Raw genomic sequence first — 25891 nt, forward strand, 5'->3', positions numbered from 1 at the left:
ATCGAAATTTATCGATGGCCTATTTCAGACTGTAATGGGGCGTATATTTGCATCGATGGGGACGACACACATATATAGCGAGCCGCTGCTTGCCGTCCTCATGGATTGGGGAGGCCTTCATGAATCGCGCGTGTGCGAGAGCTCGAGAAATGCTAAAGCCTTTTGGCAAGAAAACCAATACCGCCAAGCGTGCCCTGAGGGTTTTGGCCGTCCCGCTGGCGGCGTGTGCGCTCATGTTTGGTGCGACGAGTGCGTCGGCCGATCAAGCGGTTCCTTTTGGCAACCATACCGTGCAGACGGTGAATCCCACCGGCACTACGGTCAATTTGTTCGACTATTGGGTCGTCGATGGCGACAACGATAGCTCGGCAAACATCAATAACGACAACGGCAATAACAACACTGGCATCAATAAGGGTCATCAGCTCAAGTTCAATGGTGGTGCCGGCACGGGCATTAACAAGTGGACGGGAAAAGTGATATTGGCGGCTTTGGACGTCTTTCGTTTGTGAAGAACACGCTGGTAAATGGCTATCCGTCGATCAATGCCGGCACCTACACCTCCTATAACACGAGTGGTGCGTACACCGACGAGTCGCTGGCCTATCTCTTTAATAGCGACAGCCAGGCAAATGGCAAGCAGAATGGTAAGGCCGTCTACAACAACGTGAAGGGTCTCTTCCAGCTTAAGGGCGGCTATTACGTTTACGACTCGTATGGTTCTAACGGCAACTATGCCGTATATAACCACACGACCAACTCTTTTGACGTCTACGATAAGGCTGGCGTATATAAGGACAGCGTGTCAGATGCGAATCGGGGTCAGTTCTTCCCCTTTGACTCGGCCGGCAAGGTTTTTAAAGAGAATGACGGTCAGCTCTCTCCTATAGGAATAACGGACGGAACGAACGATAAGCTCAACCACCACTTTGGCATGTCCATGACCACGGAGTTCGTCCAGCCTACGGGCGGCAAGACCACCGATAACAATGACATGGTCTTTAAGTTCTCGGGTGACGATGACGTCTGGGTCTATATCGACGGCGTGCTCGTGGGCGATCTGGGTGGTATCCACGAGAAGGCGACGCTTGATATTAACTTCGCTACTGGTGTGGTGCGCGTTGGACATATTGATGGCGCGAATGGTTCACCAAAGTATTTTCCGGATACTACCATCAAAGCAATGTTCAAAGCCGCCGGCGCAGATACCACCAACTTCCGCGACAACACCTTCCGCGACAGCACTAAGCACACGCTGAGCTTCTTTTATCTGGAGCGCGGCGCGGGCGCATCGAACATGTCGCTCAAGTTCAACCTCACCACCCTGCCGTCCTCTGAGCTCGAAAAGGTCGACCAGAACGGCGAGGCAGTTCAGGGTGCCACGTTTGCCCTGTATCGGTCAGATCCCAACTGGAACGCGCAGGGTGAGGCCATCGCCCGGGGCACGACGGACGCCAATGGCCAGCTGGTGCTTCTGAACTCAGATGGTTCGGTCCTTTCGTTCGACAACCAGCATTCCGAGGGACATGATTACTTTGTGCTCAAAGAGGTTGGCCTGCCCCCGGGATACCGCTCGAGCCTGACCTCGTCGACCACCGCAAAGCGAGGCGAGCTGCATCTGCAGTACAAGCCGGCTGCTGCAAGCGGTACGGGTGGCGTGGTGGTTGCGCCGCAAACAACGGTCACAACAGCCGATGACAACCAATGGACGGGCAGCCGCATGTGGCTGAACGGTGGCTATCTGGCCGCCAAGGAGACCATCTCCCTCCCTGAAGATACACAGGATAACAAGGGTAAAGCCATCCGCTCGGGCACGACCTTTGCCGTCGTGCTCAAGCGCACCGATAAAAGCATGGGTGACACGGACGAAAGCGCGTGGACGGCAGTTACGGGCAACCCGCTTAGCGGATATACCCTGTGCTCCACGCACGGCATCGCCGGCGCTGTCGAAGCTGCCAAATCAGCGGACACCAATGTCTTTGCCGTCAACACCAAGGGTGACTACGAGGTGTCGGTCAGCTCTCTGCCTGGCGATATCGAGACATACGCCGCCATGCTGCAAGACAAGAGTCAAGCCGACTATACCGTAGCGGTCTACCACACCACGGCATCGTCTCTGGCGGAGGCAACCATCGACAACACCTCTATGGTCCAATATCAAACGATAAACAGGCAGTTTTCTACGGTGATCCACCTCACCAACGTTCAGAACCGTCTGTTTGTGCAGAAGGTTGACGACCTGGGCAAGCCCGTGAACGGCGCGACGTTTGAGCTGTACCAGGCCAAGGACGTTACCGGCGATAGTCCCAGCGCGTATGCCATCAAGTCCGGTGCCACGCCGTATGACACCGTGCAGGCAAACGGCATGACCTATCCGTATGACATTGAGGGCGCTGCATGCTTCCCACTCGATTCGGCAAATAATGCACCCCTTGTCAAGGGTACGTACTACCTGCGTGAGTCTAAAAGCCCGGATGGCTATGAGATTAACAGCACGATTACCAAGGTGATTGTGGATGATTCGGGCGTGTATGTGGATGCCGGCGATGTGGACGACGGTGTGCGTAGTATGAGTGGCCCGGGTTCGCTGATTGCTTCCCTGGCGCAGTTTGGCTCTCCCGACTCCATCGACAACACGCTTACGCACATTAAGGGCAAATTACAGAGCGCGACCGATGACGCCAGCGGCAATCTGACGTGGGGTCAAGCGAGCACCGCCGAGGGCGTGACGCCCTCTCTGACAGACAACTTGATGCACATGCGCTACGACAAGACGACGCAGGGAACCAGGTCGGTCTTGCGCTATGTCGAGGACGGTGGCGCGCGCGACGGTCAGCTGGCGACCATCTTTGCCGACACGGGCATCAACCGCATGGCCCTGTACCAGGAAGATGACCCAGCATATATAGACGATGCCTCCAAGACCCGTACTGAACTGGGCACGCTTCAGCTCAACCATTTGTTTACCACGGGTACGGCCGTGCAGTATGCCGACCGTCGCGTGGCGCGCCTGCAGGTGACTAAGACCGTGACGGCAGATGACGGGCTTACTGCACCCACTAAGGATGCGGACGGCAAAGATCTGACGTTTACGTTTAAGTTCGCCCTGCCTGAGTCCCAGAAGGGCTATGAGGCGCATGTATTTGATGCGAACGGCAACGCTGTGGGCAAATCTTTTACGCTCAAGAACGGCGGCACCCATTCCATCAAGGCTGGCGAGACCATCTGCGTATACGACCTTCAGAAGGACGACAACTATAGCGTGAGCGAGCTCACCACTAAGGGCGAAGAGTCCAGCGGCAACGTGCTGGCGAGCATCGTTAACACTGTTACCGGCTCTGCTGACGAGTCGGTGCTTCCGGCCGGCTTTAGCCTCGTGAAACGTAAGGTCGGTGGCGAGGAGCAGTCGGGAACTGGCAACACCATCGAGGGCAAGATTGTCGCGCTTGCGGGCGGACAGATTCCCGCTGAAAACACGCTTGAGTTCACCAACAACTACAGCGCCAACCGCGTAACACTTGAGGCCAAAAACGGTCTGAGCGCCAAGAAGGTGCTCGAAGGTCGCGATTGGGCCGATGGCGATTCCTTTACCGCGCAGCTTACAGCCGACGACGGCGTTCCTATGCCCAGCGGTGCCAAGAGCAAGGTGGCGACGGTCGAGCTCACCAACGACCAGCCGGCGACGTTTGGCGATATTACCTATACCAAGCCAGGCACGTACACCTATACCATCAAGGAGGTTATCCCCGGCTCCGATGCCGGTGCGGACGGCATAAGCTATTCTGCTGCCGTCTATACCGCGACAGTCGTGGTGGAGGATAACCATGCCGGTGCTCTGGCCGTTGCGAGCGTGAAGGTGGTGCAGGAGTGCGACGACGCGGGTGCCGACACCAAGACGGATGTTGCCGGTAAGGTTGCAACCTTCACCAACCACTACGATACACACGAAGCGAAGATCACCATCCATGCTCAAAAGATCCTGACCGACAACGCCGGGAGTTTCCCGCTTTCCCAGAACGCCTTTAGCTTTACGCTCGAGGGCGTTGGCGGCTATGCGGACGTCAACGCTGTGTTCAGTCCCAATACGGTCGATGCGAGCGTGACGGCTCCCATGCCCGAGGGTGCCGAGGACAATACCGTAACCGTGGGCAACAACGCTGACGGTACGGTGGCATGGCCGGCGATCTCCTATACCGCCAAGGCGGATGCGGGACGCGCCTACGTGTACAAGTTCGCTGAGAATCTCGGTAGCATTACGGGCATGACCTACGACGGGTCGGTCTATTATGCCTTGGTGCGCAACGCCAAGAAGGGTGCCGGCATCCAGACTTCGATCGAGTACTACAAGGTTGCAGAGGACGGCTCGGTAAAGCAGCTGGACAAGGATGCCACACCTTCCTTTACCAATATATATAGCGTGGAGCCCACGAGCGTGACCCTGCAGGGCCAAAAGACTGTGAGCGGTCGCGACTGGAACCAGGGCGAACGCTATACCTTTAACCTCACCGCTGCTGCGGACGATGCCAACGCAACTGGTTTGAGCAAAACCACTGCACAGGCGGTGAAGGATGGGGTTGTTGCCGTTAACGCCAACCAGGCAGTCGCCAGCACGCCCGAGTCGGGACGCGTGGCCTCGTTCTCCTTTGTTGGCACCGAAGCTGCTCCGACCGTGACGTTCAATCGCGCGGGCACCTTTAGCTTCAACATCACCGAGAATGCTGCGCAGGATGGCCAGGCGGGCATGTCCATGGACAAGCACGCCGCACGCGCGACCGTCGTGGTGACCGATCTGGACGAGTCGGGCAACCACACGGGCAAGCTGCGCGTGTCGAGCGTGACCTACGCCAACACCGGCGCCTCCGATGCGGACAAGGCCGTAACCGACAAGGCCGCCTTTACCAACGCATACCATGCGTCGGGCACCTTTGATGGCGTGACGGTCAGCAAGACCCTTGAGGGTCGCGCTTCTGCCGCGGGCCAGTTTACCTTTGCCGTGACGGGCCTTTGGTACAACGGCGTTCAGACATCGGTCGACGGCGCCGAGGCTAGCCTATCCAATACGGCTGCGGGGGCCGGCGTGTCCGGTGCCGTGGTGGGCGCAAGCGGGCAAGAGAAGCTTTTTGCCCGTGAGCTCACGGAACAGGACCTGGGGCGTACGTTTGCCTATCGCATCCAAGAGAACCAGCCTGCGGCTGCCGGCTACGCCTATGACACCAGCTACACGGGTGATGCCATCGTGCTCGTTAAGGTCCTTGCGCGCAAGAACGACCCTGCCAAGCTCTACACCGTGACGACCGTGCTCAAGGGTGCGGGTGTGACGGAGCTGCTGGGCGCCGGCGCCGACGCGAGCGCGCTGACGGACGAAAAGATTGTCCAGCTCAAGCAAGATTCGCATACTTACGTGCAGCAGTACGATGCAAGTGAGGCCGGCGCCACGACGCCTACTGTCTCGTTTGTGAACCGTTACACGGCAAGTCTCGACTATGGCGCCGCTGGCGGCCTGTGGATCGAGAAGACGTTGACGTATCCCAAGGACGCGACCATTTTTGGCTCGCCTAAGAGCTCGTTCCGTTATATCGTCAAGCCTGCTGACGAGACATCTGCCAGCAAGGTTGGCATTTCCACGAATGGCAAGGTCTTTGAGACCGCAAATGTCGAGGCCGATGCTCTCAAGACCGTAAGTTTGGCACCTGCGGGTGGGCTGATCTTCAATCAGAATGATGCCGGCAAGACGTTCACCTATACGGTGAGCGAGATTGACGACAAGGCGACGGGCTATACGTACGACAAGACGGTCCATACGGTTAAGGCTGTCGTGGCGGATAACGGCGACGGTACGCTTAGAGTCACGACAGCGGTAAGCAAGCAGGTCGATGGCAAGGACGAGCTCGAGGGCCAGTGGATCTATCCGTCGGGTGCAACGTCCACCGGTGTCGCGACGGTCAAATTCAAGAACACCTATACGGTCACCGAGGCGGCAACCTACACCCCGTCCGTGACGAAGGTGGTTGCCGGTGCCGATGCTCCGGGCAAGTTCACCTTTGCTATGACCGCGGCTGACGATGCTACCAAGACTGCCATCGATGGCAAGCTCATCACCGGATCTTCGATGAGCGTGGACAACGGCTATGCTGAGGAGAAGCAAACGACGGCGGCCCTCAAGGACGGGGAGCACGAAAAGATTGACTTTTCGAAGCTCACCTTCAACAAGCCGGGCACGTATATGTTTGCTATTAACGAGCTGGCCCCGAATGGCGGCCTCGGCGAGTGGACGTATGACGCGCACACCTATAACCTGACCATCACTGTAACCGATGAGGGCGGCAAGCTTGTGGCCCGCGCCGATGGCGCGACCGGCTCGGAAGACTTCATCTTCACCAATAGTTACCAAACTTCAACGAGCTACGAGCTCCAGGGCGGTCTGGAGATCGTCAAGACGCTCAATGGGCACGACCTGCATGCCGGCATGTTTGGCTTTACGGTAACGGGCGAAGACAACGCCTCGACCGTTAAGCTCAACAAGCTGCTGCGCGCAGATGAGGGCAAGCTCACCGTGACAAACGATGAGCCGCAGGCCGATGGCACGTCCCATACCGACATTTTGGGCGGCCTGACCTTCGCGACGGAAGATGCAGACAAGACGTTCACCTACAAGGTTGTCGAGAATGGCGGCGGCAAGCACGGCTATCAGTACGACTCCACCTATTGGAAGGTAGAGATTACGGTTAAGAAGCGCGATAACGGTTCGCTCTATACCGTGACCACGGCCAAGCACTATGACGCCAAGAACGTCGAGCTTTCCGCTGATGCGAAGTTTAGCTCCGAGAGCGGTACCGCCAAGGCCCAGGTGTCCTTCACCAACAGCTACATCGCGACCGGAACCTTTGAGGGCCTTGCTGCCGAGAAGGTAATGGACTCCCGCGACAAGATCGAGGCGGGTCAGTATACGTTTGACCTGTATGCCGAGAAGGCCAACGGCTCGCTCGAAAAGATGGATGAGGGCACGACCCAGGCGGGCGAGAACGGTACCGCAACGGTCGACTTCGGCAAGGTTTACTTTAAGCTCGGCGATGCCACCAGCGGAACTGATGAGCAGACGATTGACCTTGCCGACGCCGTCAGCGATGGCGTTGCCACCAAGCGACACAATGCCGACCACACTACCACCTATAGCTTTAACCTAGTGGCAAAGGAGTGCTTGGCCAACCTGCCCGATGGTGTGCGTCCCGTGGATACGTCCGCGACGTGCCGCGTGCTGCTCGAGGTGACCGACAACAACGACGGCACGCTGACGTCCAAGGTGACCTATCGCGATGGTACCGAGAACGGCAAGATCGTTTTCCACAACACGCACGATAAGGTCAAGACGATCGGCACGGTCGCGGAGCCTAATGTGGACATCGACGGGCAGCTGCTCTCTGTGGGCGACTCCTACGTCTACACCATCAACTGGGCCAATACTGCGGTCGATGCCGACGGTAACCTGGTTCCGGCCAACGTGACCGTAACCGACGAGCTGCCCACTGGCGTCGTGTTCGAGGCCTTTGAGGGCAAGTATGCCGATAAGGGCGCCGCGAGCGGCCAGTCGCTTTCCTGGAACCTGGGCGAACAGCCTGCGGGCGGCTATGGCTTGGTGCGCGTGCGCGTAAAGATTACCGAGGACGCCGTGAAGGACGCCCAGGGTGCGGTCGGCGCCGTCAACAATGCTGCCACCATTAAGGTCGGCAACAAGAGTTATACCGGCACCACGACCAACTACGTGCCCAAGAAGTCCGAGAGCGATGCCCAGGATTCGAATGAGTCGGGCGTGGCGCTGGGCGACGAACTCACCTACACCATCGGCTACAAGAACACCGAGGGCGCGTCTGCCACGGTGACGATCACCGATGCCGTTCCCGCGGGAACCGAGTTCGTGGAGTTCGCCGGCGACCATAAGGATGTCGGCTCCAAGGACAATGACGGCAACCTCACCTGGACGCTGGCGGACGTTCCCGCCGGCAAGGAGGGCACGGTTCAGTTTAAGGTCCGCGTGACCGAGGACGCGTTTAAGAACGGTGGCGCTTCGGGCAATATTTCCAACCAGGCGTCGGTGGCGGTCGGCAACAACCCTGCCGTCAAGACCAACACCACTACCGATGAGGTCACTGACGGGCGCCTGACGTTGAGCAAGACGGTCACGGCCGCCGAAGGCATCACCGCGCCCAACAAGGCATTTACCTTTAAGGTGCTGCTCTACCAGGCCGATGGCACAACGCCTCTGGTCGGCACCTTTGCGTTCGCCGGTCGCCCCGGCGGCACCAATGGCACTTATATAAGCGGACAGATCAAGAGCGGTGACACCATCGCGCTCAAGGCTGGCGGCTCCGTCACGGTTACCTTGCCCACGGGTGCGCACTACGAGGTGCAGGAGCTCGACTCCAAGGGTGAGCTCATGACGAGCGAGGATGGCTTTGCGGTTGTCGATAAGGCGAACCCCCAGAAAGGTACCGTCGGACAGGCGACGCAGGTGGGCTTCACCAACGTCTACAGCGTGGAGTCCACAAAGGTGGAAAACGCCTTCAAGGTCCAAAAGAAGATTTCCGGACGCAACTGGATGACATCGGATGCCTTTACCATGACGCTGACTGCCCAGGGCGAGGCACCTATGCCCAAGGGCGTCAAAGACGGCGTGTCGACGATTGAGCTGCACAAGGATGCCCAGGTCGGCAACTTCGGTACCATCGAGTACACCAAGCCCGGTACCTATACCTATGTGATTACCGAGCAGTCGGGTGACGAGGCGACACTCACGTTCTCGAAGGCCACCTATCGTGCCACCGTCACGGTGACCGACGGCGGCGCCGGTAAGCTGTCTGCCAAGACCAAGATTGCACAGCTGACCGACGATGCGGGCGACGCTGCTGAGCGCACGGTCGAGGCGGCGGTCTTTACCAACATCGCCAAGACTGGCAGCCTCACCGTCAAGAAGACGGTCGTCGGCGGCGACAGCCAGCGCGAGTTCGGCTTTACGGTCGCGCTGACCGACGGGGACGGCGAGCCCGTCTCCGGCACCTTCGGAAAGGGCGAGCACGCCGTGACGTTCGCGGACGGCAAGGTGGCCTTCAAGCTTAAGGACGGCGAGGAGAAGACCGTCGCCGGCCTGCCTGTGGGCGCGCGCTACACCGTGGCCGAGGACGCCGCCGAGGGCTACACGACCGCGGTCAACGGGGCTGACGGCTCCAAGGCCGAGGGCGCCGTGACCGAGGACGGCGCGACCGTCGCGTTCACCAACACGTACGGAACGGCCGCCGAGGGCAGGGACGTCTCCACCGCGGGGCTCTTCACCAAGACGCTCAAGGGTCGCGACTGGGCGGAGGGCGACAGCTTCCAGTTCGCGCTCGCGGGCGAGGACGGCGCGCCCATGCCCGAGGGATCTGCCGACGGCTCCAAGACCGTCAGCGTGACGGCCGCCGGCACCAAGGCGGGCGATAGGGTCGCCTTCGACTTCGGCCCCATCCGCTACACGCTCGATGATATCAAAGATGCCGAGTTCGCCGAGGTCGGCGGCAAGCGCGTGCGCGCCAAGACCTTCACCTACACGGCGCGCGAGGTCAGGCCCGATGACGGCTCTGCCATCGCCGGCGTGGCCTACGACGGCCACGTCGCCACGATGACGGTGACCGTGACCGATGACGGCTCCGGCAACCTCGCGGCCACGACGCCCGCGATCGCGGAGGTGAGCGGCGGCGACTTCGTCAATACCTACACGACCGAGCTCGACTACTCGGCCCGCGCGGGCGTGCGCCTGTCCAAGACGCTCTGTGGTCGCGCCATGGAGGCGGGGCAGTTCGCCTTCACCGTGACCGCGGACGCCGAGACGGCCGCCAAGCTCGGCCTCAAGACCGACAAGGACGCCTACGCCGTGGCCGCGGCCGATGACGGCGCGGCCGACCTGGTCGACCTCATCGGCGGGACCGCGGGCAGCGATGTGAAGTTCACCGACGCCGACGCGGGCAAGACCTACAGCTTCACCGTCACCGAGACCAAGCTCGGCGGCGAGGGCTACGCCAACGACACCGCGCCGCGCACGGTGACCATCGCGCCCGCCTACGACGCCGCGACGGGCAGACTCACGGTCACGACCGCGGTTGCCAAGGACGGTGTCGAGGTCGCACGCAGCGAGGTCTCCACGGCAGATGACGCCATGGCGGCGCCCGCGCCCGTGACGGTCGCGTTCCAGAACTCCTACGAGGCCACCGGAACGCTCGGCGGCGAGGGCAACGTGGCAATTAACGCCACCAAGACGCTGACGGGCCGAGCCGCGGCGGCGGGCGAGTTCTCGTTCTCCGTCCGCGATGCCCAAGGTAACGTGGTCGCGACCGCGACCAACCAGGCCTCCGGCGACGGCGAGGCCGCGGGACTTGCGTTCTCGCCCATTGCCTACACTACCGACGCTCTCGAGCGGATGGTGGCGGACGGCATCGCCACCAGGGCCGCCGACGGCTCCTGGGTCATTCCCTATACCGTATCCGAGGACGGCACGGACCGGCTGTCCGCGGGCGTGACGGCGACCGCCTCGAGCTTCGATATCACGGTCAAGGTGACCGATAACGGCAAGGGCGGGCTGGATGTGGCCGTGGTCTACCCCGAGGGCTCCGACGGCACGCTGTCGTTTGTGAACGGCTACGGCACCAACGAGGCGACGGTCGACCTTGCGGGCACCAAGACGCTGGCGCTCGGCCAGGCCGGACTCGGCCTCACGCAGGCCGACATTGCGGGCAAGTACACCTTTAAGATCACGCCGTTGGACGGCGCGCCCGCGCCGGTCGACGCCTCCGGCAAGACGGTGACCGAGGCGACCAACGACGCCGCCGGCAACGTCGAGCTGGGCCATGTCACGTTCAGGCAGCCGAGCGATCTCGATGACGTCGAGATTGACGGCGGCGGCCTGCGCACCAAGACGTTCGCCTACCGGGTGAGCGAGTCCGGTTCGGTCGACGGCGTGGTCAACGACGCGACGGCGACGAGGACCTTCACGGTCAAGGTGGTCGAGGACACCAACGCGGGCACGCTCGTCGCGGAGGTCCTGCCCGCAGAGGGTACGCCCGAGGGCAAGGGCGCGTTCGAGTTCACCAACACCTACGGCGTGAACCCGACGCCGAGCTCCGTCACCGACCAGATCAAGGTGAACAAGAAGCTCAAGGGCCGTGACCTGGCCGAGGGCGAGTTTGAGTTCCAGTTGGTCGAGATTGCCGCCGACGGCAGTGAGAGCGTCGCGGCGACGGGCAAGAACGCCGCCGACGGCACGGTCGCGCTCAGCCCCGTTACCTACACCGCGCCCGGTACGCACGGCTACGAGCTGCGCGAGATCGCCGGCACGGCGGGCGGCGTGACGTACGACAGGGCGGCGTACCGCGTGCGCACGACGGTTGCCGACGCCGGAAACGGCACGCTCACCGTCAGGCACGAGCTGGCGGATGCCGAGGGCAATCCCACGGGCGGCGACTCGGTGACGTTCACCAACGGCTACGAGGCCGCGCCCGTCACCCTCAAGCTGGGCGCCGCCAAGGTGCTCAAGGGCGCCGAGCTCAAGGCGGGCCAGTTTAGCTTTGAGCTCAAGGGCCGGGACGGCAAGGTCATGTCGACCGCCAAGAATGCCGCCGATGGCAGCGTCACGTTCGATGCGCTGACCTTCAAGCAGGCCGGCACCTACACCTTCACGGTGGGCGAGGTCGACGACGGCCAGGCGCACGTGACCTACGACAAGGCGGTGCACAAGATCGTCGTCACGGTGAGCGACGAGGTGGCAGACGGCACCAGGACGGGCTATCTGTCGGCGAAGGTCTCCTACGAGGGCGACGCCAACCTGCCGCCGGTCTTCACCAACAGCTACACCGAGGAGCCCGGCACCCCCGGCACCCCCGAGAACCCCGGCACGCCGGGTGGCGGCTCGGGCGGCGGTTCAGATAACGGCTCCGGCAGCGGCTCCAAGGGCGGTATGCCCGACACCGGCGACCGCAGCCTGCCGGTCGAGGCGCTCGGCGCCATGGCCGGCATCGGCGCTCTGACCGTCGCGGGCGGCGCGGTCCTGTACCGCAGGCGCCGCTAGCGATATGGACGAGTGGGGCGAATCCATCCGATGGGTTCGCCCCACTTGCCGTGGCGGACGGGAGCAGGTAAGATATACCGAGCGCCTAGCGCGTTCGATGGGTTCGGATGACGACATGTTCCGAATCTGGTCAGGTCCGGAAGGAAGCAGCCATAAGGAGCCTCTGTCGGGCATCCGAATCCATCGAGTGCGCAGGCGTTTTTTGGTGCCGCGGCTACCCGCGAGTGCCGGCAGGGCGCTTGGTGTCTCGCTGGTCCTCGGCTTCGCCTGCGGGATCGCTCGACTACCAAGCGCCCTGCCGGCACTCGCGGGTAGCCGACCAAAACCGCCTGAAGGGTCACATTTATCTGAATAATTTAATCCCGTGCCTTTTGCTGCTCGCTGGCGTTGTCTGGGCATTGATGGCTACGTAGTTTAAGAGGTGGCGGTGCTGTTGTTTGAATTTTTGCAGTTAAAGAGGTCCGTTTCCCTAGGTGGGGAAACGGACCTCTTTTTGTCTCTGGGCTTGTGGATTGGCGAAGACAATAACCGCTGGCAGCTATTTTGAGTTCTTGATGCGGCGTGTGGCAGTGGCGGTTATTCCGAGGCCTGCGGCGGCGATTGCTGCGAGTGCGATTGCGCTCGGCGCTGCGTCTCCCGTGTTCGCGAGCTTGCCGGCGGTCGTATCTGCTTGCTTGCCGCTGCTCGAGTTCGCTTGCTTGGTGGAGCTTGGTAGGGCGTCTTTGCCGGTTGCAGGTGAGGCAACGGGCGGTGTCGCCTCGGCGGGTTGCGTTGAGCCGGAGGGAGGCACTGTCTCGGCGGGTTTCGTTATCTCGGGCGAGACGGCCTTGTCTGCCGCGGCCTTAGCCTCTTCGTATGCCTTGCAGGCGTCGTCATAGGCCGCTTGCGCCTTTTCCAAATCGCCGAGGAGCGCATCTCGCTTGGCTACGTCCTCGTCGATGTGGGCTTTGGCTTCCTCCGCCTCACTTTCGAAATACTGAACCTGTTTTTCCTGGCTTTCGAGCCGGCGTTGGTAGGAGTGAAGATCATCTTCACAAGATTTCTCTCGCCTTTCTGCCGACATGATCTCACTTCGCAACTGCTTAATATGCTCTTTAATAGTTATGCTGGGCTCCTCGTCGCCGAGTGCTTCAAGTGCCTTTAATTCTGCCTGAAGGCCGCTTGTCCGGTTGTGGGCCTCATCGTATTTGGCTTGGGCTGCATCGACGTTCGCTTGCATGGCGGGAAGGCGTTCCCTCCGTTTGGCGGCTTCCGTCACCACCATGTCGTAGATCTCTTGAAAAGCGGCAATGTCATCATCGATTGCCGCAAGTTTCTCGGGACTTGCGGCAACTTTTGCGGCCTCGAGGTTTTTGAGCGCTTCCTGCATGGCTGCATACGCTTTTTCTTTTGCGGCGGTCGCATCTTCCGTCTGCAAGGCAACTGCACCGGTGGGGGAACTGGTTTCTGCCGCGATCGCCGTTGCGGGGGCGATTCCCGCGACAAGTGCCGCGGAAAGGGCGATGCCCACGGTTGCTCGTCTTGCTCTTCTTGCGAGAATGTCGTTCATCTCGGCACCTCATTTCAAGGGTTGGCGACTCAGCTGGTAGCACTACTGTAAGTATACCAAGCGATTGGCGCGCCGCTGACCGGGCGTGCGCGTATACCCCTTGATTAACAGCCATTAAATCTATCCCTTAAGGAATGCGGCTTGCTAGTGTTGTCTGGGCATTGATGGCTGCGTGGTTCAAGAGACGGCGGCATTACCATCTGTTTTTCAAGTAAAGAGGTCCGTTTCCCTGGGTTGGGGAAACGGACCTCTTTTTGTCTCTGGGTTTGTGGATTGGCGAAGGTAGTATGCTCTGGCGGCTATTTTGAGTTCCTGATGCGGCGTGTGGCCGTGGCGGTTATTCCGAGGCCTGCGGCGGCGATTGCTGCGAGTGCGATTGCGCTCGGCGCTGTGTCGCCCGTGTTCGCAAGCTTGCCGACGGTCGTATCTGCTTGCTTGCCGCTGCTCGAGTTCGCCTGCTTGGTGGAGCTTGGCGGGGTATTTTTGCCGGTCGCGGACGAGCCGGTGGGCTGTGTCGCCTCGGCCGGTTGCGCCGAGTTGGAGGGAGGCGTCGTCTCGGTCGGTTGCGTTATCTCGGGCGAGGTGGCCTTGTCTGCCGCGGCCTTTGCCTCTTCGTATGCCTTGCAGGCGTCGTCATAGGCCGTTTGCGCTTTTTTCAAATTGTCGAGGAGCGCATCTCGCCAGGCTATGAACTGGTCGGTATGGGCTTTATACTTCTCTGCAGCACGTTCACAGTCATTAACTTGTCTTTCCTGCCTTTTGAGGCCGTCGTGGCGCTCGCGGAGCCCTGTTTTGCAAGAGTCTTCTTGCGCTTTTGCCGTTACGATTTCACTGCGCAACTGCTTTATTTGCTGTTTAGTAGTTTCGACAAGCTCCTCGTCGCCGAGTGCTTCGAGTGCCTTAAGCGCCTCAAGTTTCTTGTCTAATTTTGCCTGGAGCTCGCTTACCCGGTTGATGGCCTCGTCGTATTTGGCTTGGGCTGCATCGACGTTCGCTTGCATGGCGGGAAGGGGTTCCCTCCGTTTGGCGGCTTCCGTCACCACCATGTCGTAGATCTCTTGAAAAGCGGCAATGTCATCATCGATTTTCGCAAGTTTCTCGGGGCTTGCGGCGTCTTTTGCGGCCTCGAGGGTTTTGAGCGCTTCCTGCATGGCTGCATACGCTTTTTCTTTAGCGGCGGTCGCATCTTCCGTCTGCAAGGCAACTGCACCGGTGGGGGAACTGGTTTCTGCCGCGATCGCCGTTACGGGGGGGGGCGATTCGCGCGGCAAGTGCCGCGGAAAGGGCGATGCCCACAGTTGCTCGTCTTGCTCTTCTTGCGAGAATGTCGTTCATCTCGGCACCTCATTTCAAGGGTCGGCGACTAACTTGGTAGCACTACTGTAAGTATACCAAGCGATTGGTCCGCCGGTGGCCGGGTATGCGCATACACCTCTCCGCTTCTCTGTAACCTTGATTGGCAACTTCATCCGAACACTTCCCACTTCTCTGTAAACCGAATTCCACTAGAAATGACGAGCGGCTTACTCATCAGTTGGGGCGACAGTACTATCATGGTTCGAATTGAATGTGAATGATGATAGGGAGCGCCTTTTTATGATTGAGCTGCTCAGGCGTTTTGGTGGCAAGTTTCGCCGATATATGGTGATTGGCCCTGCGTGCAAGCTGATCGAAGTGATCTTTGACCTGCTAACGCCGCTGGTGATTGCCCAGATGATCGATAAGGGCATCGGCGCGCACGATGTGAACGCCGTCGTCCACTACGGCATGGTGCTCGCCGCCATGGCCGTGATTGGCATCTCGTTTACGCTCGTCTGCCAAAAGATGGCGGCGCTCACCTCGCAGGGCATGGGTACTGACATTCGCGGCGCGCTCTACCAGCACATCAACAAGCTGAGCTATGCTGAGCTCGATCGCTTTGGCACGCCGTCGCTCATCACGCGCATCACCAACGACGTCAACCAGGTGCAGCTCGCCGTGGCGCTGGGCGTGCGTATGCTCATCCGCTGGCCTTTCCTGGCGGTGGGCTCCATGGTCGCGGCCCTCGCTATCGACCTTAAGCTCGGCATGATTTTTTTGATTTGCACGCCCGCCATCGGCCTGGTGTTTTGGTTTGTCATGGCGCGCTGCATTCCGTACTACAAACAGCTGCAGGCAAAGCTCGACCGCATCGCGCTCATTTGCCGTGAGGGTCTTTCGGGCGCCCGCGTGGTTCGCGCCTTCGTACGCGAAGATCACGAGCGTGAGCGTTTTGCCCAAGCAGCCGACGATCAGGCCAATACTGCCATCGCGGTGGGCAAGCTCTCGTCGATCCTTAACCCCGTTACGTTTTTGGTGATGAACCTGGGCGTGTGCGCCATCCTGTGGGTGGGCGGCATCCAGGTCAACGTGGGCGATCTCACGCAGGGTCAGGTCATGGCGTTTGTGAACTACATGACGCAGACCCTGACCTCCATCGTGTACGTCGCCAACCTGGTTGTGGTCTTTACCAAGGCAAGCGCGAGCGCTTCGCGTATCAACGAGGTGCTCAATTGCGAGCCGAGCATCACCGACGAGGACAACCAGCCGGTTGCGCTGCCCGAGCCGAGCGACCTGGCGGGTGACGCTGTTCCGGTCTCCGCGCTGAGCTTTGACCATGCGAGTTTTTCGTTTGGCACGGGCGCCGCCAACGCCGTCAATGACGTGACCCTGGAGCTGCCGCTGGGCAAAACGCTCGGCATTATCGGCGGCACGGGCAGCGGCAAGTCCACGCTCGTTTCGCTTATCCCGCGCCTGTACGATGCGAGCGCTGGCAGCGTGAGCGTGATGGGCGCCGACGTGCGCACTTGGCCGCTCGACCAGCTGCGCCATGTGGTCGCGACCGTCCCGCAGCGCGCGTCGCTGGTGAGCGGCACCATCCGCAGCAACCTGACCTGGCGTGACGAGTCAGCGACCGACGATGAGCTCTGGGCGGCGCTCGATATGGCGCAGGCCAGCGAATTCGTGCGCAACAAGCCGCAGGGGCTCGATGCCCCGGTCGAGGCGGGCGGTAAGAACTTCAGCGGTGGCCAACGCCAGCGCCTGACCATCGCGCGCGCCTTAGTGGGCTCGCCGCAGGTCCTGATCATGGACGACTCCGCCTCGGCACTCGACTTTAAGACCGACGCGGCGCTTCGCCATGCCATCCGCGAGCGCAGCGTGCGCGGTGCCGCCGAGGGCGGGCTGCCGCTCACGACGGTCATCGTGAGCCAGCGCGTCTCGACCGTGCGCGATGCCGACATGATCTGCGTGCTCGACCACGGATCGGTTGCGGGCCTGGGCACGCATGACGAGCTGTATGCAAGCTGCCAGCTCTATCGCGAGATTTGCCAGTCGCAGCTGCGCCGCGAGGAGCTCGAGGGCCAGCAGGGGAGCACGGTGCCCGCGTCCGCCCCGACTGCCCCTGCGCCTACTTGCTCAAAGGAGGGTTGCTAGATGAACCCGTATACTTCTTCCGGTTCGGTCGCCACGATGACCGCTAATGTGTCCGGCAACGATAACCTCAACGACCTGGGCGACGGCCCGCGCCAACCCGGTGATCCCGAGCGCTATCCCGTGGGCGCGGTGACGCGCCGCCTGCTGGGCTATGTTCGCCCGCACCGTATTTCGTTTACGGCGTCGTTTGTGAGCGCCGCCATCTCGGTGATCTTGCAACTCTATACGCCCATCCTCATCGGCGAGGGCATCGACCTTATCGTTGCCGCCGGTCAGGTGGACTTCGACGCGCTGCTGCCGCTCGTTACCAAACTCGCGCTCGTCGTGGTGGGAGCAGCGGCCTTCCAGTGGCTGCAGGGCTACTGCGTCAACCGCCTGTCCTACGAAACGGTGCGCGACATGCGCGTGGAGGCGAGCGATAAGCTCAGCCGCATGCCGCTCAGTTTTATCGACGGCCATGCCCACGGCGACCTTATGAGTCGCGTGGTCAACGACGTCGACCAGGTCGGCGACGGTCTGCTGCAGGGCTTTACCCAGCTCTTTACCGGCGTTATCACCATCGTTGGCACGCTCGCGTTTATGCTCTCCATCAACCTGATCATGACGCTCGTGGTGGTGCTCGTCACGCCGCTTTCCATTTTTGCAGCCGGCGCCATCGCCAAGCTTTCCAACAAGAGCTTTACAGCACAGCAGCGCATCCAAGGGCAGCTCGGTGGTCATATCGAGGAGTATGTGGGCGAGCAGAAACTTGTCGACGCCTTTGCCTACGGTCCGCACGCTCAGCAGCGCTTCGATGCCCTCAACGCTGAGCTCTACACCGCGGGTGAGCGCGCGCAGTTTATGGGTTCGCTCTCCAACCCCGGCACGCGCTTTATCAACAACATCATCTATGCCGTGGTCGCTGTGATCGGCTGCGTGGGCGTGATCACGGGCGTGCCCGCGGCGCTCACGGTGGGCGGCGTGCAGATTTTCCTGTCCTATGCCAACCAGTACACCAAGCCGTTCAACGAGGTCACCAACGTCATTACGCAAATTCAGACCGCGTACGCCTCGGCGCGCCGCATGTTTGCGCTGCTCGATGCGCGCGAGCAGGAGCCCGACGCGTCGGACGCCGTAGAGCTCGCCGCCCCGAAGGGCGAGGTCGCCTTTGAGCATGTGGACTTTAGCTACGTGCCCGACCGCAAACTGCTGCAGGATATCTGCATCGATGCCAAGCCCGGCATGCGCTTTGCCCTGGTCGGTCCTACGGGCTGTGGCAAGACGACGCTCATCAACCTGCTGCTGCGTTTTTACGATATCGATGCTGGGCGCATTGTGGTGGACGGGCGCTCGTCGCGTGACTACACGCGCTCGAGCCTGCGCCGTGCCTTTGGCATGGTGCTGCAGGACACCTGGCTGTTCGAGGGCACGGTGGCGGAGAATATCGCTTACGGTTGCCCCGATGCCACGCGTGAGCAGATTATCGAGGCCGCCAAGCGCGCGCACGCGCACAAGTTTATCGTGCAGCTGCCAGGCGGCTACGATACGGTCATCGGCGAGGACGGCGGCACGTTTAGCCAAGGTCAAAAACAGCTGCTGTGCATCGCGCGCGTCATGCTCACCGATCCGGCGATTCTGCTGCTGGACGAGGCGACGTCGAGCATCGATACGCGTACCGAGCTGCAGGTACAGGCGGCATTCGACGAGCTCATGGCCGGTCGCACAAGCTTTGTCGTGGCGCACCGCCTGTCGACGATCCGCAACGCCGACTGCATTCTGGTCATGCGCGACGGCCAGATTATCGAGCGCGGCACGCACGACGAGCTGCTGGCGGCAGACGGCTTCTATGCCGAGCTCTACCGCAGCCAGTTTGCCCAGTAAGCACGGTCGTGGGGCAAATTAATCAATCGACAGAAGGTGGTTTACATCTGTCACGTTAGTACTAAGATATTCATCTAATAAATTGCATTAGTGGCTTTAGTTTTGGGGGAAACGAGGCAACGTGACTATGACGTGCTCTTTGGTGGTTAACAGCAAGAGCGGTAATACCAGGATGGTTTCGGGTGCGATCAAGCGCGCTCTGCAGGCTGCGGGCGTTGAGTTTGTCCATGCCGCGGCGTTGAGTGACGATGCGGATGCAGATCAGGTTGCGCTCGAGGCGCAGGGGGCCTGCGCGGCCGACATGGTGCTCGTCGGTTTTTGGTGCGACAAGGGCGCGTGCACGCCTTCGGTCGCGGCGTTGCTCTCCGCCTTGCACGGCAAGCGCGTGTTCCTGTTTGGCACCTGCGGCTTTGGCGCCGACCAGAGCTATTACCAGCAGATTATCGACCGCGTAGCTTCCAATTTGGCTGGGGATGCCGAGCTTGCGGGCTGGGCGATGTGCCAGGGTAAGATGGGCCCTGCGGTCAAGCAGCGCTACGAGGCCATGCTCGAGCAAGATCCCGACAACGCCCGCTTTAAGATGCTGCTCGACAACTGGGTTGCCGCGAAGGATCATCCCACCAAGGAAGATATGGATAACATGGCGGCGGCGGCCAAGAAGGCCGTGCTGGGCGAGTAACTTCGTCGTTCGCGGTCCTTCGTGCAAAACAATACAAATGTGAAAGCCTCGAAATTCTCGAGGCTTTTTTCTTGACACTCGTGGGCGCAACTGTGGCAAGCGTTTGGGGGTGACACTTTCCATCACCCCGATGACGAGACCGTCCTGGACGACACGCTCTCATGCGTTCGCTGGATGTATTCAGAGTGGGACGGGCTTTCCGGATGGATGGGGATTCGGAAAGTGCGTCCCAGAATTTGCCTTTGGAGTGGGATGCAGTTTCCGGTTGAGGGCTCTGGCGGAAAATGCGACCCGGAATTTGCGATCAGAGTGGGATGCAGCTTCCCAACGGAGCCACAAGCGGAAACTGCATCCCACTCCGGACGTGAATTCTGGGACACGGTTTCCGGATGCAAAAAAGGCCACAAGACGTGGCCTTCGACTTATATATGTTCAGCGGATACCCCTATGACAAGCCGCGCTCCAACAACATGGCGTCTGTCCGGGCGGAGGCATATAAGGTTCATCGCGAGTTCCGCACGCAAAGAAGGCCACTTAATGTGGCCTTCGTCTTGCGCAGGACTGTCCGAGCAGGGAACCTTATATGCCTCCGCCTGGACAGACGTTTCAGTTGTGGCTCAGCAGCTAGCAGCTACTTAATCTTGGTCGTACCCGGCGCCAGGTTGGGGTCGGTCTCGTTGGCCTCGGTCTGGAAGTGCTCCGTATAGACGTTCTTGCCGTCGCGGAACATCTCGTAGTACTGCATCTTGGCGTAATCCTCGCGCGCCTTGGTGGCGGCTGCGGCAGCGGCGTCGTCACCGGTGACGTTGGAGGAGAGCGCCCAGCGCAGGCTGGCGTCCTCGTAGCCCACCGAGTTGATAGCGGGCAGCGACTCGCGCAGCGTCATATGCGCCTTCTGGTAGTCGGTCAGCGGTGCGCCGATCAGCTGCATGAGCTGCGTGGACAGGTAGTTGGTGGACAGGTCGTCGACCTCGCTCGTCTGGTCACAACCGGCAACGTCGTAGTTAGCCCAAATGATGTAGTCGGTCTGCCACAAGCGCTCCTGGTGGGTGGCGTCGTCCTCGCCGGTAAACCACTTATCGTTGAACTTGGACGGGAAGAACGGCTGATGGTCGCCCCAGAACACCACGACCACCTTGCGGTCGAGCTTGCTCAAGGCGTTGAGGAAGTAGCGCAGCGCCTGGTCGGACTGCTCGATGCACGAGACATACTCGTCGACATCGGAGAGCGTGCCGTCCTCGACGGTCTTGGCGTCCAGGTCGGTCGTGTCGATGTTCAGGTGCATCTGCTTGTCGACCGGCAGCAGGCCCGTGTCGTAGCCCGAGTGGTTCTGCATGGTCACGTCGAAGATAAACTGCGGATCGGCGTTCTGGTCGAGCAGCTCAAGAATCTTGTCGTAGGTTGCCTGGTCGGTCACCATGCCGCGCAGGGTATCGGCGCCTTGGAAATCGTTGATGGACAGGAACTGGTCAAAGCCAAAGTCCTTGTAGACGTTCTCGCGGTTCCAGTTGGTCGCGTGGTTGGGGTGCATGGCCGTGGTGGAATAGCCGAGCGATTTGAACTGCTCTGCCAGATTCCCGGTCGTTTCCATGTTGTAGATGGTGTAGGGGTACACGCCCGAGCCCAGGTTGGCCATGGAGTTGCCGGTCATAAACTCAAACTCGGTATTGGCCGTGCCGCCGCCGTAGGCGCTCACGTAGAGCTTTCCGCGGCTGAGGCAGTTGGACAGGTTCTTAAAGTACTGCGGACCTTCGTAGCCGGCGCGCATGTTCTGGTAGATCGACAAATCCGAGAACGTCTCGTTCATGATAGCGATGACCGTGGGCTTCTCGCTGTCGAACTGCTCCTTTGCGGCGGCGCGCTCGTCGCTCTTGGCCGCGTCGGATTTGTCGTAGGCCTTGGCGTACTTTTTGAGCGTGGCCTTGGCGTCATCGACAGAATAGTCGGCGGGTTTGGGCGGCTTGATGGACTGTGCCGCGCTAATAAAGGCAGGCAGATAGCCCTCGCGCCAGTAGCTCTCGAGCGGACGCCAGGTGTAGACGGTGATGCCGAGGGTGTTGTAGTAGTCGATGAGCGTGACATGCGCGGTCACGCCGCCCAGGCACAGCACCGCCACGAGCAGGTTGGTGAGCAACATGCGCTTGGCGTTGGCGGCGCCCTTCTGACGGTGCGGCGCGACCAGGCCGGCGTACTCGCACAGCAGCATGGCGATGGCGGTAAAGCCCATGGACAGCACGCAGAACAGCGAGATGGAGAAGGTGTAGCCGTTGCCGGCGACTGCGGCGGCGGTGGAGATGGCCGAAAGGTCGCCCGGCTGGATGGGCATGGATTTAAACGTGATGACAAAGAACTCGGCAATGCCCAGGACAAAGAGGGCAAAGGCCAGGACCGCGGAAGCTGCGCCGTGGCGCTGGAATAGGAAGAACAAGCCAGTCATGAGTGTGGCGATGATGGCCCACTCGAGCAGGATGCACAGGGGGTAGACCCAGGTAAAGTCGTGGTTGGACGAGACCTCCATGCCCAGCAGCGCAAAGACGCCGGCGAGCAGCAGGCACAGGACGGCGGCGACGAGCGGTTTGCCCACAAAGGCGCCGCGCAGGCGAGCGAGCTTGCCGGTGGGGGCGGGGGCGTCGGGCTCGGCGAACGCAAAGACGCGCGGGGCGATGCGGTCGCGGGCGATGCTGGCCCAAGCGCATCCGGTGAGGATGGCGTTGGTCAGGATGAGCATCACAAAGGCGAGCGGCTCGTTTTGGGCGACGAGGCCAATGGCACCCCAAATGGTCAAAAAGAGTTGGAACAGGCCGAAGGCGACGCTCCACCCAAGAGCGCTTTTGGCAACGGTGCCCGACTGAGCGCGAATGGCCTTGGCCTCGCGCAAGACAAGGTAGACGGTCGCCGCAAGACCGACGAGCGAGATGGCGGCAGCGAACATGCTGAGACTCCTCACAAACTAAAACCTACGAAAGTGGGGGTTTACCCGATTGTTACCAAGATATGCGCTGCATTTGGTGACTGCGCACAACAACCAGCCATAATAACGCGCGTGCGTGGCGGTGTTGCGCAATGTAGCGGCGACCTGCGCGATAATGGACGGGAATTACACGGAAACGTAAAGGCTTCTTAAAGAAATGGCGAGGGTAGGGCGATGAGCGAGCGGGTTTGCAAGGCGGACATGGGCGGCGATGGAGCGGCGGTCGATACGTGCGGCTATCCGGTCGAGACCACGGGCAACGCGGTGCTGGACACGTTGGAGCACCGTTCCTCCACGCGTGCCTTCGCGCGTGATGACGACGACCGCCCCGTGGCGGTGACCGACGAGCAGCGGGCGGCGATTTTGCATGCGGCGAGTCGTGCGCCGTCGGCAGGCGCCATGATGATGTATTCCATCGTGAGCATTCGCGAGCAGGCCACGCTTGATCGTCTGGCCGACCTGTGCGACCACCAGCCCATGATCGCCAAGGCGCCCTGGGCACTAATATTTGTGGTCGATTATGCCAAGTGGATCGATCTGTTTGAGCACGTGGGCTGCTTTGAGCCCGAGTTTGTCGAGCGTACGGGCAAGGCGCCCCGCCGCGCGCCGGGTTTGGGCGACTTTGCCATCGCGGCCCAGGACGCCGTGATCGCCGCGCAAAACGCCGTGGTTGCCGCCGAGGCTCTGGGCTTGGGGAGCTGCTATATCGGTGATATCGTCGAGAATGCCGAGGAAGTGGCCGAGCTGCTGGATCTGCCTCCGTATACCATGCCGCTGTCGATGCTCATCATCGGCACGCCTCGCAAAGAGCGCCCGGCAATCGCGCACCCCGTGGTGAACCTGGTGCACGAGGAACGCTACCGCCGTGCGGACGACGCGACTATGGACGCGCAGGTGGCCGAGATGGACGCGATGTTCCGTCCGCATGCCCGCGAGGTGGGGGAGCGCGTCGTGGACATCTATACCCGCAAGCACACGAGTCCCTTTATGGCCGAGATGAGCCGCTCCATGGAGTGGTGGTTCAAAAATTGGCTCGGAAAATGACGAATGTGACAAAGGGACAGCCCCTTTGTCACATTCCATATCGCTGCGGTGGCCTAAAGGCCGTATAAATGTTTATCTAGCTGGGAAAACAGTGCATTAAAACATGGGCCGATTGCCTATAATCCCTTCGAACATTAAAGTTGGGAGGAAACCGGCTTATGGAACAAAAGGCCAAGGAGGCAGCCTCGCACGCTGCGATTCCTGTGAGCATCTCGGCGATGCTCGTCACGCTGGGCGTGGTGTATGGCGATATCGGCACCAGCCCTATGTATGTAACCAAGGCGCTCGTTGCCGGCAACGGCGGCATCGGAAGCGTTACGGAGGAGTTCGTGCTCGGCGCGCTCTCCCTTGTCGTGTGGACGGTCACGCTGCTGACCACCATCAAGTACGTGCTGATCTCGCTGCGTGCCGATAACCACGGCGAGGGCGGCATCTTTGCCCTGTACAGCCTGGTCAAGCGCTGCGGCAAATGGCTCATCATCCCTGCCATGCTGGGTGGCGCCGCGCTGCTCGCCGACGGCATCCTGACGCCGGCCGTTACCGTTACCACGGCCATCGAGGGCCTGCGCACCATCCCGGCGGTCCATGCCGTGCTGGGCGATGACCAGGGCCGCGTCGTCGCCATTACGCTCGCCATCATCATCGTGCTCTTCTTGGTACAGCGCATCGGTACGGCCAAAATCGGTCACGCCTTTGGCCCCATCATGACGCTGTGGTTCCTGTTCCTGGGCGGCACGGGTCTGTTCTTTGTCTTCCAGCACCCCGCCGTGCTGCTGTGCCTCAACCCGGTGCGCGGCATCGCCTTTTTGCTGAGCCCCAACAACCACGCGGGCATCATGATCCTGGGCAGCTGCTTCCTCGCCACCACCGGTGCCGAGGCGCTCTACTCCGACATGGGCCACGTCGGCCGCGGCAACATCTACGCTACCTGGCCGTTCGTTAAGTGCTGTCTGCTGCTGTCCTATATGGGCCAGGGCGCTTGGCTTATGAACAACGCTGCCAACCCCGAGCTCATGGGCATTGCCGATCTCAACCCGTTCTACCAGATGCTCGCCCCGGGCCTGCGCCCGTTTGCCGTAGGCCTTTCCACCGTCGCGGCCATCATTGCCTCGCAGGCGCTCATCACCGGCGCGTTCTCGCTGGTGTCCGAGGCCAGTCGCCTGGACCTCATGCCGCACATGCAGGTCTTCTACCCTGCCGAGACCAAGGGCCAGCTCTACATCCCCATGGTCAACAACGTCATGCTTGTCGGCTGCGTCATCGTGGTGCTGCTGTTCCAGAACTCGGCGCATATGGAAGCCGCCTACGGCCTTGCCATTACGCTGACTATGATGTGCACCACGCTGCTGCTCTTCTTCTACCTGCACGAGGAGCGCAAGCTCAAGGTTGCTCCGTGGATCTTCGCGGCCTTCTTCCTTTTGCTCGAAGGCTTCTTCTTTGTGAGCTCGCTCACCAAGTTCTTCCACGGCGGCTACTTCACCATCCTCATGGCTGCACTCATCATGGGCATTATGGTGTGCTGGTACAACGGTACGGCTGTTGAGCAGCGCCAGTTTACGCTGCTGCCGCTGCGCAGCTACCTGCCGCAGCTCAAGCGCCTGCGCGATGACGATCGCTACGAGCGCCTGAGCGACAACATCGTGTACCTGACCAAGGACACCCATACCGATTACATCGACCGTGATATCGTCTACTCGATTTTGGACAAGCATCCCAAGCGCGCTCGCGCCTGGTGGTTTGTGAATGTCGAGACCATGGACGAGCCGCATACCTTTGCCTATTCGGTCGAGACGTTCGGCACCGACTACGTGTTCCGCGTGCATCTGTACCTGGGCTACAAGATCAACCAGCGCGTCAATGCCTACCTGCGTCAGGTTGTTCAGGACCTGGCTGCCACCGGCGAGCTGCCGGCGCAGACGCATGATTACTCGGTCTACAAGGATCCGGGCAACATCGGTACGTTCAAGTTCGTCCTGATCCGTAAGCTTCTGGCGCCTGAGAGCGATGTGGAGCCGAGCGAGCGTACGGCCATCACGCTCAAGTACATCATTCGTCGCGCCGCCGGCACGCCTGCACGCTGGTACGGCCTGGAGAACTCCAACGTGAGCTTTGAGTACGTGCCGCTGTTCACCAAGTTCAAGGCCGTGAACAAGATGCAGCGTCTGGCTCCCAACGAGCGCCCGTAGGCGCCGACAGGTTGCACGGAGTTGGTTTTCGATGGACAAGATTGAGACCGGGGAGGCAAAC

10 protein-coding genes and 1 other RNA gene are annotated in these 25891 nt (G+C 60.7%); 8 read left to right on the forward strand and 3 right to left on the reverse strand.

The window, feature by feature from the left end:
• The first annotated feature begins 119 nt into the window (after positions 1–119).
• The 3 genes from DWY03_RS07360 to ffs all read left to right on the forward strand — a co-directional run bounded on the left by DWY03_RS07360 (position 120) and on the right by ffs (position 12278).
• The gene (locus tag DWY03_RS07360; RefSeq protein WP_158558635.1) at positions 120–512 is read left to right on the forward strand and encodes a hypothetical protein; all 393 of its coding nucleotides are present in this window, start codon (positions 120–122) and stop codon (positions 510–512) included.
• Positions 509–12088 (forward strand): Spy0128 family protein, encoded by an 11580-nt coding sequence (locus tag DWY03_RS07365; RefSeq protein ID WP_117840322.1) that lies wholly within the window; start codon positions 509–511, stop codon positions 12086–12088. The genes DWY03_RS07360 and DWY03_RS07365 overlap by 4 nt, the downstream gene beginning before the upstream one ends.
• A gap of 94 nt (positions 12089–12182) precedes the next feature.
• Positions 12183–12278: signal recognition particle sRNA small type (gene ffs / locus DWY03_RS07370), an RNA gene on the forward strand.
• A 348-nt stretch (positions 12279–12626) separates the two neighbouring features.
• On the opposite strand, the gene DWY03_RS07375 is transcribed toward ffs, so the two are convergent.
• Both DWY03_RS07375 and DWY03_RS07380 read right to left on the reverse strand, forming a co-directional pair.
• Positions 12627–13637, reverse strand: coding sequence for a hypothetical protein (locus DWY03_RS07375; RefSeq protein ID WP_117840323.1), 1011 nt, complete (start codon positions 13635–13637; stop codon positions 12627–12629).
• A 299-nt stretch (positions 13638–13936) separates the two neighbouring features.
• Positions 13937–14836, reverse strand: coding sequence for a hypothetical protein (locus tag DWY03_RS07380; RefSeq protein WP_147334518.1), 900 nt, complete (start codon positions 14834–14836; stop codon positions 13937–13939).
• A gap of 397 nt (positions 14837–15233) precedes the next feature.
• On the opposite strand from DWY03_RS07380, the gene DWY03_RS07385 reads away from it, so the two are divergent.
• From DWY03_RS07385 to bilS, 3 genes are all read left to right on the forward strand, one after another.
• Positions 15234–17090, forward strand: a complete 1857-nt coding sequence (locus DWY03_RS07385; RefSeq protein ID WP_117840325.1) for an ABC transporter ATP-binding protein — start codon at positions 15234–15236, stop codon at positions 17088–17090.
• A complete protein-coding gene (locus DWY03_RS07390) occupies positions 17091–18950 on the forward strand; it encodes an ABC transporter ATP-binding protein (RefSeq protein ID WP_117779380.1) in 1860 nt (619 codons plus the stop codon).
• Between the two features lie 127 nt (positions 18951–19077).
• On the forward strand, positions 19078–19629 hold the full coding sequence (gene bilS / locus DWY03_RS07395) for a flavodoxin family protein BilS (RefSeq protein WP_117773858.1): 552 nt from the start codon (positions 19078–19080) through the stop codon (positions 19627–19629).
• Positions 19630–20260: 631 nt separating this feature from the next.
• On the opposite strand, the gene DWY03_RS07400 is transcribed toward bilS, so the two are convergent.
• Complete coding sequence (locus tag DWY03_RS07400) at positions 20261–22561, reverse strand: LTA synthase family protein (RefSeq protein WP_117840326.1); 2301 nt, start codon at positions 22559–22561, stop codon at positions 20261–20263.
• Between the two features lie 213 nt (positions 22562–22774).
• Between DWY03_RS07400 and DWY03_RS07405 the strand changes: the two genes are divergently transcribed.
• Together DWY03_RS07405 and DWY03_RS07410 are read left to right on the forward strand one after the other, a co-directional pair.
• A complete protein-coding gene (locus tag DWY03_RS07405; RefSeq protein ID WP_231500825.1) occupies positions 22775–23644 on the forward strand; it encodes a nitroreductase family protein in 870 nt (289 codons plus the stop codon).
• A gap of 158 nt (positions 23645–23802) precedes the next feature.
• Entirely contained in the window at positions 23803–25830 is a 2028-nt protein-coding gene (locus DWY03_RS07410) for a KUP/HAK/KT family potassium transporter (RefSeq protein WP_117840327.1), read from the forward strand.
• Positions 25831–25891 lie beyond the last annotated feature (61 nt).

This window comes from Collinsella sp. AF23-2, from assembly GCF_003459245.1.
In the GTDB taxonomy this organism is placed as follows: domain Bacteria; phylum Actinomycetota; class Coriobacteriia; order Coriobacteriales; family Coriobacteriaceae; genus Collinsella.

Bases quoted from the DNA above. Each gene is read 5' to 3' on its own strand.
- bilS (WP_117773858.1), top strand. From the start codon at position 19,078: ATGACGTGCTCTTTGGTGGTTAACAGCAAGAGCGGTAATACCAGGATG.
- DWY03_RS07360 (WP_158558635.1), top strand. From the start codon at position 120: ATGAATCGCGCGTGTGCGAGAGCTCGAGAAATGCTAAAGCCTTTTGGC.
- DWY03_RS07385 (WP_117840325.1), top strand. From the start codon at position 15,234: ATGATTGAGCTGCTCAGGCGTTTTGGTGGCAAGTTTCGCCGATATATG.
- DWY03_RS07390 (WP_117779380.1), top strand. From the start codon at position 17,091: ATGAACCCGTATACTTCTTCCGGTTCGGTCGCCACGATGACCGCTAAT.
- DWY03_RS07400 (WP_117840326.1), bottom strand. From the start codon at position 22,561: ATGTTCGCTGCCGCCATCTCGCTCGTCGGTCTTGCGGCGACCGTCTAC.
- DWY03_RS07375 (WP_117840323.1), bottom strand. From the start codon at position 13,637: ATGAACGACATTCTCGCAAGAAGAGCAAGACGAGCAACCGTGGGCATC.
- DWY03_RS07405 (WP_231500825.1), top strand. From the start codon at position 22,775: ATGAGCGAGCGGGTTTGCAAGGCGGACATGGGCGGCGATGGAGCGGCG.
- DWY03_RS07410 (WP_117840327.1), top strand. From the start codon at position 23,803: ATGGAACAAAAGGCCAAGGAGGCAGCCTCGCACGCTGCGATTCCTGTG.